This is a genomic window from Pseudomonas aestiva, from assembly GCF_039908605.1.
GTDB lineage: Bacteria > Pseudomonadota > Gammaproteobacteria > Pseudomonadales > Pseudomonadaceae > Chryseomonas > Chryseomonas aestiva.
The window spans coordinates 2,374,952-2,387,448 of the sequence record NZ_CP150916.1 but is presented as its reverse complement, the minus strand read 5'-3'; the positions used below and the strand labels follow the sequence as shown (position 1 = coordinate 2,387,448).

Annotated in this window: 12 protein-coding genes; 4 read left to right on the top strand and 8 right to left on the bottom strand. The window is 64.2% G+C overall.

What is annotated here, in order from left to right:
- Positions 1-39 precede the first annotated feature (39 nt).
- Together AABM56_RS11070 and AABM56_RS11065 are read left to right on the top strand one after the other, a co-directional pair.
- Positions 40-984 (top strand): DNA replication terminus site-binding protein, encoded by a 945-nt coding sequence (locus AABM56_RS11070; protein WP_133861684.1) that lies wholly within the window; start codon positions 40-42, stop codon positions 982-984.
- Positions 985-1,505: 521 nt separating this feature from the next.
- Positions 1,506-2,099 (top strand): DUF1349 domain-containing protein, encoded by a 594-nt coding sequence (locus AABM56_RS11065; protein ID WP_133861685.1) that lies wholly within the window; start codon positions 1,506-1,508, stop codon positions 2,097-2,099.
- A gap of 12 nt (positions 2,100-2,111) precedes the next feature.
- Here AABM56_RS11065 and AABM56_RS11060 read toward each other — a convergent pair whose 3' ends face one another.
- Together AABM56_RS11060 and AABM56_RS11055 are read right to left on the bottom strand one after the other, a co-directional pair.
- Positions 2,112-2,885, bottom strand: a complete 774-nt coding sequence (locus AABM56_RS11060; protein ID WP_133861686.1) for an L-iditol 2-dehydrogenase — start codon at positions 2,883-2,885, stop codon at positions 2,112-2,114.
- Between the two features lie 68 nt (positions 2,886-2,953).
- Positions 2,954-4,261 carry a sugar ABC transporter substrate-binding protein gene (locus AABM56_RS11055; protein ID WP_133861687.1) on the bottom strand — a complete coding sequence of 436 codons (1,308 nt, stop codon included), beginning with the start codon at positions 4,259-4,261 and terminating at the stop codon, positions 2,954-2,956.
- Between the two features lie 248 nt (positions 4,262-4,509).
- On the opposite strand from AABM56_RS11055, the gene AABM56_RS11050 reads away from it, so the two are divergent.
- Positions 4,510-5,424 (top strand): AraC family transcriptional regulator, encoded by a 915-nt coding sequence (locus AABM56_RS11050; RefSeq protein ID WP_347884089.1) that lies wholly within the window; start codon positions 4,510-4,512, stop codon positions 5,422-5,424.
- Positions 5,425-5,511: 87 nt separating this feature from the next.
- Here AABM56_RS11050 and mgrA read toward each other — a convergent pair whose 3' ends face one another.
- From mgrA to AABM56_RS11020, 6 genes are all read right to left on the bottom strand, one after another.
- Positions 5,512-6,549 (bottom strand): L-glyceraldehyde 3-phosphate reductase, encoded by a 1,038-nt coding sequence (gene mgrA / locus AABM56_RS11045; protein WP_133861689.1) that lies wholly within the window; start codon positions 6,547-6,549, stop codon positions 5,512-5,514.
- 557 nt (positions 6,550-7,106) lie between these two features.
- Positions 7,107-8,081: a biotin-dependent carboxyltransferase family protein gene (locus AABM56_RS11040; protein WP_133861690.1), complete on the bottom strand. Its 975-nt coding sequence runs from the start codon at positions 8,079-8,081 to the stop codon at positions 7,107-7,109.
- Positions 8,078-8,950, bottom strand: a complete 873-nt coding sequence (locus AABM56_RS11035) for an allophanate hydrolase subunit 1 (RefSeq protein WP_133861691.1) — start codon at positions 8,948-8,950, stop codon at positions 8,078-8,080. The genes AABM56_RS11040 and AABM56_RS11035 overlap by 4 nt, the downstream gene beginning before the upstream one ends.
- Positions 8,947-10,320, bottom strand: a complete 1,374-nt coding sequence (locus AABM56_RS11030) for an acetyl-CoA carboxylase biotin carboxylase subunit (RefSeq protein ID WP_263259218.1) — start codon at positions 10,318-10,320, stop codon at positions 8,947-8,949. Before AABM56_RS11030 ends, AABM56_RS11035 begins: the two co-directional genes overlap by 4 nt.
- The gene (locus tag AABM56_RS11025; RefSeq protein ID WP_133861693.1) at positions 10,317-10,568 is read right to left on the bottom strand and encodes an acetyl-CoA carboxylase; all 252 of its coding nucleotides are present in this window, start codon (positions 10,566-10,568) and stop codon (positions 10,317-10,319) included. Before AABM56_RS11025 ends, AABM56_RS11030 begins: the two co-directional genes overlap by 4 nt.
- Positions 10,569-10,660: 92 nt before the next feature.
- The gene (locus AABM56_RS11020; protein ID WP_133861694.1) at positions 10,661-11,425 is read right to left on the bottom strand and encodes a 5-oxoprolinase subunit PxpA; all 765 of its coding nucleotides are present in this window, start codon (positions 11,423-11,425) and stop codon (positions 10,661-10,663) included.
- A 118-nt stretch (positions 11,426-11,543) separates the two neighbouring features.
- Between AABM56_RS11020 and AABM56_RS11015 the strand changes: the two genes are divergently transcribed.
- Positions 11,544-12,461, top strand: a complete 918-nt coding sequence (locus AABM56_RS11015; protein WP_263259219.1) for a LysR family transcriptional regulator — start codon at positions 11,544-11,546, stop codon at positions 12,459-12,461.
- The last annotated feature ends 36 nt before the right edge of the window (positions 12,462-12,497 follow it).

The window sequence follows — 12,497 nt, the reverse complement described above, 5'->3', positions numbered from 1 at the left end:
AAATGCTAGAATCTGGTCGTTATCAGGTTGGAGTTGGCCATGCACGAAGACATCAAGAGCGCGTTCGAAGACCTCAAGCTGAGCATCGCGACCTTCAACGAGCGCTGGCCAGGCAAGGTAGTGGCCGCCCGGGTCTGGCGGCTGCCTTTGCTGGCGCAACAGCGGGTGCCGGACCACATCGCCGCGGAGTCCTTCGAGGGTAGCGCTGCGGTGGAGCTTACCCGTGATGCCTTGCTGGCCTTCCACCTGCAGCCCGGCCAGGCGCCGGGTACCGTCAGCCGCCTGCCAGGCTATATCGCCCTGACCGAACCCCTGATGGAGGAGGTCCTGGCCATCAACACCTGCAAGGCGGCCTTCAGCGCGGCCATCGAACAGACGCGCCTGGAGCTGGAGCTGGCGCCCGAGGCGCGGCCGCGCATCATGCGCAAGGCCCTGGGCGGCGCCTTCAATACCAAGCAACTGATCCGCAAAGTCCATGGCTTTCCCGATCCGGTCCGGCAGCTGACCTTTACCTGGGCCGGCCACACCGCCGGAGGAGAGCGGGTCAAGGTGTCCAAGGTACGCGAGCAACTCAAGAGCCTCGCCATGGCCCGCGCCGATCGGGAGCGGACCGCCCTGGATCGCACGCCGGAATGGCAGGAGCATCAGGCACTCAATCGCATGGCGGACGACGACATCCTGGTCCGGCACAAGAAGATCGCCCCGCATCCACGGGCGATGCTCTGGTTCGGCGAGGAAAGTCGCTATGACGCCATGATCCACGCCAACCTGCCGGTCTTCGTGGTACCGGCCCAGGACGGCATGCAGGTCGTCGACCTGCGCGATTTCGACCGTACCCAGCGCGGGGCGCTGCGACCCGACATCAAGCCGCGTCGCGAGGTGCTGGCCACACGGCTGCTGTACCTGCCTACCGACAATCCCGAACGACCTGCCGCCCAGCGCAACAACGAGGCGACACTCAAGCGTTCGACCTACAGCCGCTGAGCGCCGTTGGCGTTACCGAGCGGGTGGATGTCGTAACCAGATCCTTCACCGCTGAGTGAAAAGGTAACGAAATCCTCCGCAACAGTTGTCTCAATGTCAGGCTCCAATCAATAAAATCTATCTATTTCAACGACTTATGAATATTGGCACGGCGAGTGCGTTATTACTGACACAAGAACAACAAGATGCGCCGCTAACCGCCAACAACAAGAACAAGACGGCCAAGGCTCGCGAACCGATCATTTTGGAACGCTGCAGAGCAACCAAAGTAATCTGTTCACTTCCCACCTGCTTGGTGGGGCGTACTAAAGATCGATGACGTTGATGTCCGACAACAAAAACAAGAGGACAGCAGACGTACTTGAACAGGGGAGCCTCCGGGCTCCCTTTTTTCATGCCTGCAAGAAGGTCGCTAGAGGGCAGGGGATGGCTGCCCTGACAGCACGATTAACCTCCAGCTTTGGCGCATCCCGCGTCCTTGATCTATCGTGTGCGCAGCCCATCCGCCGCGGATAACCGTCATGACCCTTGCGAAGACCTTGCCCGCCCACTGGCTGAACGAGCCGAAGCGCTGGTCCGACACGGATGGCCTGCTGCACATCTGCACCGATCGCGAGACCGACTTCTGGCAGAAGACCCAATACGGTTTTGAGCGTGATAGCGGACATTTCCGCGGTTATGCGGCCGGAGCGGACTTCACCGCCCAGGTGCGGATCACCGGGACCTTTTCCGAGCTGTATGACCAGGCCGGCCTGATGGTGCGGCAGGGCCCCGAGCAGTGGTGCAAGACCGGGCTCGAGATCAGCGATGGCATCGCCCATCTGGGCAGCGTCCTCACCCTGGGGCATTCCGACTGGGCCCTCGGGCCCATGCCTGATGCGTTGCGCGGCTTCTGGCTGCGGATGACACTGCATGACGAGGTGCTGCGCCTCCAGTATTCCCTGGATGGTCTGAGCTGGCCGCTGTTGCGGCTGTGCCGGTTCGCGAGCGAAGAGGGCGCGGACTTGCAGGTCGGGCCTTATTGCTGCTCGCCGCAGCGCGAGGGCCTGGAGGTCAGCTTCGCCGACCTGCAGATCGGTCGGGCGATCGTCAAGGAACTGCATGACCTGAGCTGACCGCAGGGTGGATCAGCTCATCCAGTTGCCGCCGTCGACGTTGTAGGTCTGGGCGACCACGAAATCGCTGTCGCTGGACGCCAGGAACAGCGCCATGCCGACCAGGTCCTCGGCGGTTCCCATGCGGCCGTAGGGTACGGCTTCACCGACCAGGCGCTTCTTCTCGCCCAGCGGCCGTTGCTCGTAATGGGCAAAGAGGGCGTCCACACCCTCCCAATGCTCGCCGTCGACCACGCCGGGGGCGATGGCATTGACGTTGATGCGGTGCTTGATGAGGTCGAGGCCGGCCGACTGGGTCAGGCTGATGACCGCGGCCTTGGTCGCGCAATAGACGGCAACCAGGGCTTCGCCGCGGCGCCCGGCCTGGCTGGCCATATTGATGATCTTGCCGCCATGCCCCTGGGCGATCATCTGCCGGGCAGCGGCCTGCAGGGTGAACAAGGGCCCGGCTACGTTGATTGCGAACAGCCGGTCATAGCTTTCCCGCGAGATCTCGACGATGGGGGCCAGGTCGAACAGGGCGGCATTGTTGACCAGGATGTCGAGCTTGCCGGCGGTAGCGACCACCTGGGAGATGGCCGTGTCGATGGACGCCTGGTCGGTGACGTCCATGGCAAGAGCGTAGGCGCGCTCGCCCAGTTCGTTGGCGGTCTCCCGGGCTCTTTCGATATTGATGTCGGCGATGGCCACCGTCGCGCCTTCCCGCAGGTAGGCCTCGGCGAAGGCCTTGCCGATACCGCGCGCAGCGCCGGTGATCAGGGCGCTTTTTCCTTCCAGTCTGTTCATAGTCTTGGCTCCGATCGAGAGACTGACCGCGCGCTGCAGCGCGCAGTCAGGTCTTGGATAAAGGGACGTTACTTGAGATAGCCCGCGCGTTTCATTTCGCGGGTCGTCGAGGTCTGGGCCGCGTTGAGGGCCTGCTCGACGCTCATCTGGCCGGTGAGGGCAGCGGAGAACAACTTGCCGACCGAGGTACCGATGGCCTGGAACTCGGGGATGGTCACGTACTGGATACCGACATAGGGCACCGGCTTGGCCGAGGGATGGGCCGGGTCGGCGTGCTGCATCATCTCCAGGGTGATCCTGGCGAAGGGCGCAGCGCTCAGGTAGGCCTGGCTGTAGGTCGACTGGCGAGTGCCCGGCGGGACGTTGGAGATGCCATCCTGGTCGGCCACCAGCTGGATGTATTCCTTGGAGGTCGCCCAGGTGATGAAGGTCTTGGCAGCCTCCTTGTGCTTGGCGCTCGCCGGGATCGCCAGCGACCAGGCATACAGCCAGGACGAGCCCTTGTCGGTGACCTCATGGGGCGAGGCGGCGAAGCCGACCGCATCGGCCACCTTGCTCTGGCTCTTGTCGGTGGTGAAGGAGCCGGCGACGCTGGCATCCACCCAGAGCGCGCACTTGCCGCTGTTGAACAGGGCCAGGTTCTCGTTGAAGCCGTTGCTGGAAGCCCCGGGCGGGCCGTACTTCTTCATGTTGTCGACGTAGAAATTGGCCGCTGCCGTCCACTCGGGACTGGTTAGTTCGGGCTGCCATTGTTCGTCGAACCAGCGCGCGCCGAAGGCGTTGCCCATCAGGCTGAGCAACGCGACGTTTTCCCCCCAGCCGGCCTTGCCTCTCAGGCAGAGACCGTATTGCTCCTTGTCCGGCTGGTTGAGCTGGCTGGCGAAGGCGGCGAGTTGCGTCCAGGTCGGTTTGTCGGGCATCTGCAGGCCGGCGGCCTTGAACAGATCCTTGCGGTAGTAGGTGACGGTGCTTTCGCCGTAGAACGGCAGTGCATAGAGACGGTTGTTGACCGACAGCCCCTGGCGGACCGCCGGGAAGATGTCTTCGACGTCATAGCTGGCAGGGAGGTTGTCGAGCGGCTCCAGCCAGTTCTTGGCACCCCAGAGCGGTGTTTCGTAGGTGCCGATGGTCAGGACATCGAATTGGCCACCACCGGTGGTGATGTCGGTGGTCAGCCGCTGCCGCAGCACATTTTCTTCGAGCACCACCCAGTTGAGCTTGATATCGGGGTGCTGTTTTTCGAAGACCTGGGACAGGCGCTGCATGCGCACCATGTCGCTGTTGTTGACGGTGGCAACGGTGACCGATTCGACGGCCTGGGCAACACCGGTCAGTCCGAGACCGGCCAGCAGCAGCAACGCGATAGGGCGCTTCATCTTCTTCTCTCCGTGACTGCCACGGCGGGCAGCTTGTTGTTGTTATGAGCGGCTGGCCGCCGATATAAATCTGATCTCGACAGGCCCGCTGGAGAGGATTACAACAGCAGGGCGAAGCCGCTGGCTAACCTGGCATTGACCAGTTGCCGATACATTTTTGACCTGGATCGCACAGCGCGCCGAGGTCAAAAAAGCATCGATAGCCAGGCGGACGGGTGCAGCCTTACCAGAACACGCAGAGGTACATCATGAAGGCGACCGCCTTCCTCGAGGCGCGGCCAGCAGAGCTGGAAGTGATCTTCGCCGCGCCCGACCAGAGTTTTCGCTGGTACGAGCACAACTATCCCTACGCCCTGGCGCGCTGGAATCATCACCCCGAATACGAGATCCACCTGATCCGCCAGGGCAGTGGCCGACTGCTGGCCGGCGACTATGTCGGGCCCTTTGCGGCAGGTCACGTAGCCATGATCGGGCCGGATCTGCCACATGACTGGATCGGTGATCTGCCACCCGGCGAGGTACTCGCCGGTCGCGATGTGGTCATCCAGTTCAATGGTGACTTGCTGCGCTCGCTGAGCGCTGTGGCACCGGAGCTGGGCGATTATCTGCCGTTGCTGGAACAGGCCCGACGCGGTCTGGAGTTCACCGGCGATACGGCCCTGCAGGCGGCTGCATTGATCGAGGCGATGGGCCAGGCCCGGGGTGCCGAGCGCCTGCTCAGGCTGTTCGCCTTGCTGGGCTTGCTGTCCCGGGCGCCGGGACGCGAAAGGATCGTCCTGGCCAGTGCCTGTTATGCGCCGGCGCTGGATGCCCGCAGTTCCGCAAGGGTGCATCAGGCCTTCGACTATCTGCTGAGCGAACTCACCGAAGATATCCGGCTGCCGGTGATTGCCAGGCGTGTCGGCATGAGCGAGGCGGGGTTTTCACGCTTTTTCAAGAAGGTTACCGGCCACGGCTTCATCGAACTGGCGCGCAAGCTGCGCATCCAGCGGGCCTGTCGTCTGCTGCGGCAGGCGGAGCTGTCCATTGCAGCCATCTGCTTCGAGGTGGGCTATTCCAATCTGTCCAATTTCAACCGGCATTTTCGCAACGAAACCGGACAGACGCCCAGCCAGTATCGCCAGGAACAGATCGGGACGCGGCGTCAGCAGCCGCAGAGGTGAGGGCGGGCGAGGGTGGTTATGCCCTGCCAGGACCCTATAAAGGTAGGCGTAGCTGACGCTGGAGCGCCCGCTACGCCAGGCGGAGCCTTATTCCGCGCTGGACGGCTTGGCCCAGAGATTGATGTCGCCTTCGACCGCATGGGTATCGATCTCGGCCAGTTCCTCGGCGGTAAAGGTCAGGTTGTCCAGGGCTGCCACGTTTTCCACGATCTGCTCGGGCCGACTGGCGCCGATCAGGGCGCTGGTGATGCGCGGATCGCGCAGGGTCCAGGCCAGGGCCAGCTGCGCCAGGCTCTGGCCGCGGCGCTTGGCGATGGCATCCAGGGCGCGTACCCGGGCCAGGTTCTCGTCGGACAGATGACCTTGCTGCAGCGACTGGCCACCGGGCTGATTGACCCGGGCTTCGGCTGGAACGCCATTGAGATACTTGTCGGTCAGCAATCCCTGGGCCAGGGGTGTAAAGGCGATCACGCCACTGCCGATTTCCTCGGTCGCCTCCAGCAGATCCTTTTCGATCCAGCGATTGAGCAGGTTGTAGGCCGGCTGATGGATCAGCAGCGGGATCTTCCAGTCGGCCAGCAGCTTGGCCATTTCCCGGGTCTTGGTCCCCGAATAGGAGCTGATGCCGATATAGAGCGCCTTGCCTTGCTGGACCGCCGTGGCCAGGGCACTGGCGGTTTCTTCCAGCGGGGTGTGTTCGTCGAAACGGTGCGAATAGAAGATGTCGACGTAATCCAGGCCAAGACGCTTGAGGCTCTGATCCAGGCTGGCCAGGACGTATTTGCGCGAGCCGCCACCTTGGCCATAGGGTCCGGGCCACATGTCCCAGCCGGCCTTGCTGGAAATGATGAGTTCGTCGCGGTAGGCCGCGAAGTCTTCGCGCAGCAGCCGACCGAAATTGATCTCGGCGCTGCCATAGGGCGGCCCGTAATTGTTGGCCAGGTCGAAGTGATTGATGCCCAGATCGAAGGCGGTGCGCAGCAAGGCGCGTTGACGATCCAGCGGCGTGGTGTCGCCGAAGTTGTGCCACAGGCCCAGAGAAAGCGCCGGCAGCACGAGACCGCTGCGACCCACGCGGCGGTAAGGAATACGGTCATAGCGATCGGAAGCGGCTTGATAAGCCATGCAAAACTCCTTGGGATGGAATACGTGTTGGAAACCCAGGACATTCGCGCGCGGTGACACAGGCAGAGGCGCGACAACCGGAAAGAACTCCGGGAACGAACGCCATCCGATTAAAGCTGCCAGCGGCGTCTTGTACAAACGGGCGCTGCGGAATTTGCGGTGCAGGTGTACGGTAAGCGGCGATCTGAATCCCTGGAGTCGTAGTGCCAGGCAACGTGGCGTGGTCGTGGCAAATTGAAGAAAGCCGCCAGCGTGAAAAGGCAGCCACCTGGTGCAGCGCTCCCTAACCCTGACTTCGCATAATGTATATTATGTTAAATTGGATATGGGCCTGGGCTGACAACTGCCCTTTGCCATCCCATTCGGCGTTTAACGTTCTCGCCAATCCAGCCAGCAGACTCCACTCTCGCTTCCCTACCCTGGCGCTGCCGATCAGCATGTTTTGCAAGACGTGCAGCTTCGAGCAGGATTTCCTTGAGTGACGATCCTGAAGACGCGTCCGTTACGAACGACGCCTTCAGGATCTCCAGACCGATCGCCGCAACGTCCAGCGACCCTCAGGTCGCCAGGACCTGCTCCAGTCGCTGCAAGCGCTCCCGGTACACACGCCGTGCGGCCAGCGCGTCTTCCAGGGTCACGGCGACGAACCGGGCTTTCTGATTCGGCTGCAGCTGGCCGATTAGATCCAGGTCACTGCTGATGACGGTGCCGATCATGGCGTAGCCGCCGCCAGACACCGCGTCTCGGTGCAGGACGATGGGTTCAAGGCCCGCCGGCACCTGGATCGAGCCGATGGGATAACAGCTGTCGACGATATTGGACGGATCCGAGCCGGCGCCAAAGGGTTGTTCGCGCGGCGTGAATTGCAGCGGCCGACCGCCCTTGAATCTATAGCCGATGCGATCGGCTTCGGAGCCTACCGTCCAGGTATCGGCGAAGAACGCCTCGGCGGCGTCCGCGGTCAGGCGGTGATGATAGAGACCCGGCACGACCCGCAGGATCACCTCGCCGCCGCAAGCCGGCACCAGGTCGCCTGGCAACCGGACGCCAGGCTTGACGCCTGTCGCCGGGGTGCCGACAGCCAGTTCGTCACCCGCGGCGAGCCTTCGACCCTGGAAGCCACCCAGGCCGCCCAGGGTGTACGTCGAGCGACTGCCCAGCACCTCGGGCACATCGAAGCCGCCCGCCACGGCCAGATAGCCACGGGCACCGGCCTTGAGGTAATCGAACTTGAGCACCTGGCCGACGCGTACGCTGAAGGCTTCGTCCAGCGGCATTTCGGCGCCGTCTAGGCGTGGCGTCATGCGCGCGCCGCTCAGGGCGACCAGGGCGTCTTCGGCGAAGAGCAGCTCCGGACCGAGCAAGGTGCATTCCAGGGCCGCGGCGCCGGCTGTGTTGCCCACCAGCAGATTGGCCGCGCGCAAGGCATAGCTGTCCATGGCACCCGACGGCGGAATGCCCAGGTGGTAGTAGCCTTCACGGCCGAGGTCCTGGATCGAGGTGGCCAGGCCGGGTTTGAGTACCTTGATCATGCCAGCTCCTCCATCAGGGTGCGCGGATAGCCACGGGGATCGTCGAGGAAGGCGTCCAGGGAAAAGTCCACCGGCCGGATATTCAGGGTGAAGCTACCCTCCTCTACCTCGGCCAGCATCCGGTCGTACTCGGCGCGGTCGATGGCGCGGAAACGGACGATGTCGCCGGGCCGGAAGAACACCATAAGCTCCTGCAGGTAATCGAGCCGCTGCGCCGGATCGTAGATGGGCGCCGGCGTCACACCGAACATCTGGTAGCCACCGGCGCCCCGTACCGAATAGATGCAGCCGAAGCAGCCGCCGTGGCCAAGGGTCTGCTTGGGTGTGTCGGTGCGGGGTCGCAGGTACTTGGGGACCTGCAACTGCCGCTCGGACTCCACCATCTGGAACATGAACGGCAATCCGGCGACGAAACCCACCATGGACACGAACCAGGGCGCGCCGCTGTGGGCGGCGATAAAGGCTTCGACGTCGGCCAGGCCGTTGACGCGCGCAGCGTATTCCAGATCGGTGGCGGACGGATCCTGGTGGCGATCGCGAAAGCGCATCAGCGTCTCGTGGGTCCAGGGATCGTTGTAGAGCACCGGGATTTCGATCATCCGCGTGGCCAGTTGGCGCTCGGCCACCGCCTGGTCTTCCACGCCCTGGACCGCGGCCAGGAGCCGGTCGGGCGGCAGCACGTCGGGATCGAAACGGATCTGGAAGGAGGCATTGGCCAGGCAGATGTCGTGGATGCCGGGCAATTGCAGCGCCTGCACCGCACGGGTCATGGCCAGGCCACGGAAAAACGCTTCCAGGGACATGCTTTCGGACAATTCGACGAACAGGTGCTCGTCGCCACCGAAGCTATAGCGGATCGCGGTCGTCATGCGGAGATCTCCTCGGCCAACCAGTGTTCCAGGGTACCGGTGTCGAAGCGCGCTTCGATCACCCAGGGCTCGTCCAGCAGACGGCGATGCAGACTGGCGGTGGTGGCCATGCCGCTCAGACGCAATTCATCCAGCGCCTGGCGGGCACGGGCCAGGGCCTCGCCGCGATCGGTGCCATGGGCGATGAGCTTGGCCAGCAGCGAGTCGTAATAAGGGGGTACCCGATAGCCCGCGTACAGATGACTGTCGACACGGATGCCCGGGCCCTGCGGCCAGGCGAGCTGCTCGACCGTCCCGAGGCTGGGAAAGAAGTTGCGCGCCGGATCTTCGGCGTTGAGTCTCAGCTCGATGGCGGCGCCCTGCAGATGGATGTCTTCCTGGCGCAGCCCCAGGGGTTCACCCCCGGCGATGCGCAGCATGGCCTGGACCAGATCGATACCGGTGACCATCTCGGAGACCGGGTGCTCGACCTGGATGCGGGTGTTCATCTCGATGAAGAAGAATTCGCCGCTGGCTTCATCGAACAGGTACTCCAGGGTCCCCGCGCCGCGATAGCCGAGGCGTTCGGCCAGGCGTACCGCGCTGGCGCAGAGGGTCTCGCGCTGGGCAGCGCTCAGCACCGGCGATGGCGCTTCTTCCAGGAGCTTCTGGCGGCGCCGCTGCAACGAGCATTCGCGCTCGAACAGATGCACGGCGCGCTGGCCATCGCCAAGGATCTGCACCTCTATATGACGAGCGCGCTCGATGAAGCGCTCCAGATAGAGGGCGCCGCTGCCAAAGGCGGTCTGGGCTTCACGCTGGGCGACGGGAAATTCCCGCGCCAGCTCGGCGGCGTCGCGTGCCAGGCGGATGCCCCGGCCTCCGCCCCCGGCCGCTGCCTTGATCAGCAGCGGATAGCCCACCGTCTCGGCTGCCGCTATGGCGGCCTCTATATCAGCCGGTTCGCTGGCAGAGCCTGGGACCACCGGAACGCCAGCTGCCTGCGCGGTACGTCGTGCCTCGGCCTTGTCGCCCATGCGGCGGATGATGTCACCCGAGGGGCCGACGAAGACGGCACCCGCCTCCTCCACTGCATCGGCAAAGGCGGCGTTCTCGGCCAGGAAGCCATAGCCGGGATGCACCGCATCGGCGCCGCTGTCACGCAAGGCTTTGAGCAGGGCCTCTATATTGAGGTAGCTGCGATCCGCGCGCGCCGGGCCGATCACCACCACGGCATCGGCCTGGCGCGCCGCCAGCGAATCCTGGTCGGCCTCGCTGCAGGCCAGCACCGTCTCGATGTCCAGCGCCTTGGCGGCGCGCAGGATACGAACGGCGATCTCGCCACGATTGGCCACCAGCAGACGGCGGATGCCGCCTCCTGGCGTACTCACGAGGAGGCTCCGCTCAGGGTGGCCAGCAACTGACCCGGCTCGACCGGATCACCGTCCTCCACCGCGAAGGCCGTCAGGGTCCCGTCCACCTCGGCATGGACCTCCGAGAATTGCTTCATCACCTCGACCAGGCCGATCACCGTGCCGGCGGTGACGGTTTCCCCGACCTCCACATAGGGCGCCGCATCGGGCGTGGGTTTGCGATAGAACGTTCCGGGCAAGGGCGAGAGCACCGAATGTTCGGCCATGACGATTCCTCTTCTAGGCAATGTTGTCGGAAAGGCAGGCGTAGCGAAGGACTGGAGGACCCGGCGTCTTGGCGCCGGTGTCCGCATGAAAACTAGCCGGCGCCTGGGGCGCGGATGGCGATGCCGGCGGCGGCGAGGCGCTGGCGGATGGCCTGGGCCAGGCCCAGCGCACCAGGGGTATCGCTGTGCAGGCAGATGGATTCGAAGGCCACCTCAACATCGCCCCCCTCCACCGTGGCGACCCTGCCCTGCTGGCAGGCTCTGAGTACCCGTTCGGCCACGGCCTGGGGATCGAGCGCGCCCATGCGCCGGACCAGCACGATGGACCCGCTGGCGTCATAGTCCCGGTCGGCATAGAACTCGCGCATCAGGGGCTGGCCCAGCTCGCGACCGATTCGCCAGGTGGCCGAATCGGGCAGGCAATAGAGCAGCAGCCCGGGTTCGAGCCGTTGCAGCGTCTCCACCAGCAGCCGGGCAGCCGTCTCGTCCCGCGCCAGGTGCATGAACAGCGCGCCATGGGGTTTGAGATGTTGCAGCCGCAGGCCATGCAACCGGGCGAATTCACGCAGGGCGCCGAGCTGATAGACGATATCGGCCACCAGTTCTTCGGCGGGCATCTGCAGGGGCCGGCGGCCGAAACCCACCAGATCGCGATAGCCCGGATGGGCGCCGATGGCCACGTTGCGCGCCTTGGCCTGCAGCACGGTGCGCTGCATGAGGGCGGGATCGCCGGCATGGAAGCCGGTGGCGATATTGGCCGAACTGACCAGGTCGAGCAGCTGGTCATCCACGCCATCGCCCAGTGTCCAGGCGCCAAAGCCCTCGCCCATGTCGGAATTGAAGTCCACCTCGATCATTGCGGTATTCCCTGGCAGTGGTGCGGTGTCCTCGACCTTAGGACTGCCCTGCCCCCTTGGGAAGATTTATTATCCAAGGTCCAGCGTTCGGAAAAATCGATACCTCAGGACAGTCGTGATGGCCCTTACCCTGCGTCAGCTACGCTACTTCACCGCGACCGCCGAACTGGGGCAGATCTCCCAGGCGGCCATCCACCTGAACATTTCCCAGTCGGCGGTGACCAGTGCCATCCAGGAACTGGAGAGTCTGCTGGGCGCCAGTCTGTTCGTCCGCTCGGCGCAAGGAATGGCGCTGACCGATGCCGGCCGGCATTTCCTCAACCATGCCTACGGCATCCTGCGCGGGGTCGACGATGCCCTGAGCAGCGCCCTGCCCGACCACCGCGCCAGCGGCGAATTGCGCATCGCCGCCAGCTATACGGTGATCGGCTACTTCCTGCCGCACCATCTGCAACGCCTGGCGCAGCTCTATCCCGAGGTGACGGTGGCGGTGCACGAACAGGAGCGCCAGGCCATCGAGGAGGCGCTGCTGGACAGGCGCATCGACATGGCGGTGGTCCTGACCGCCAACCTGACCCACGAGGACATCGTCTCCGAGACGCTCTTCAATTCCGAACGCCGTCTCTGGCTGCCGAGTGGCCATCCCCTGCGCGATCGACCCAATGTCAGCCTGGCCGATGTCGCCCGCGAGCCCTATGTGCTGCTGACCGTCGACGAGGCGGAACAGAGTGCCAGGCGCTACTGGCGCCAGTCAGGCCGTGAACCCCAGGTGCGCTTGCGGACCAGCTCGGTGGAAGCCGTGCGCAGCATGGTGGCCAACGGCAGCGGCGTGGCCATTCTCTCCGACCTGGTCTATCGCCCTTGGTCGCTGGAGGGCAAGCGCCTGGAGACGCGCACCCTGGTAGAGCCCATCACGCCCATGAGCGTGGGGCTGGCCTGGCACCGCGAGCACCCCCTGACACCGGCCATGCAGGCCTTTCGCAGCTACTTCCACAGCGCCTTTCTGGCACCCCAGCAGCTAGGGGCGCGACGTTAGTAGAAGATTGAAATCCTCATGATCGAAAGGATTCCG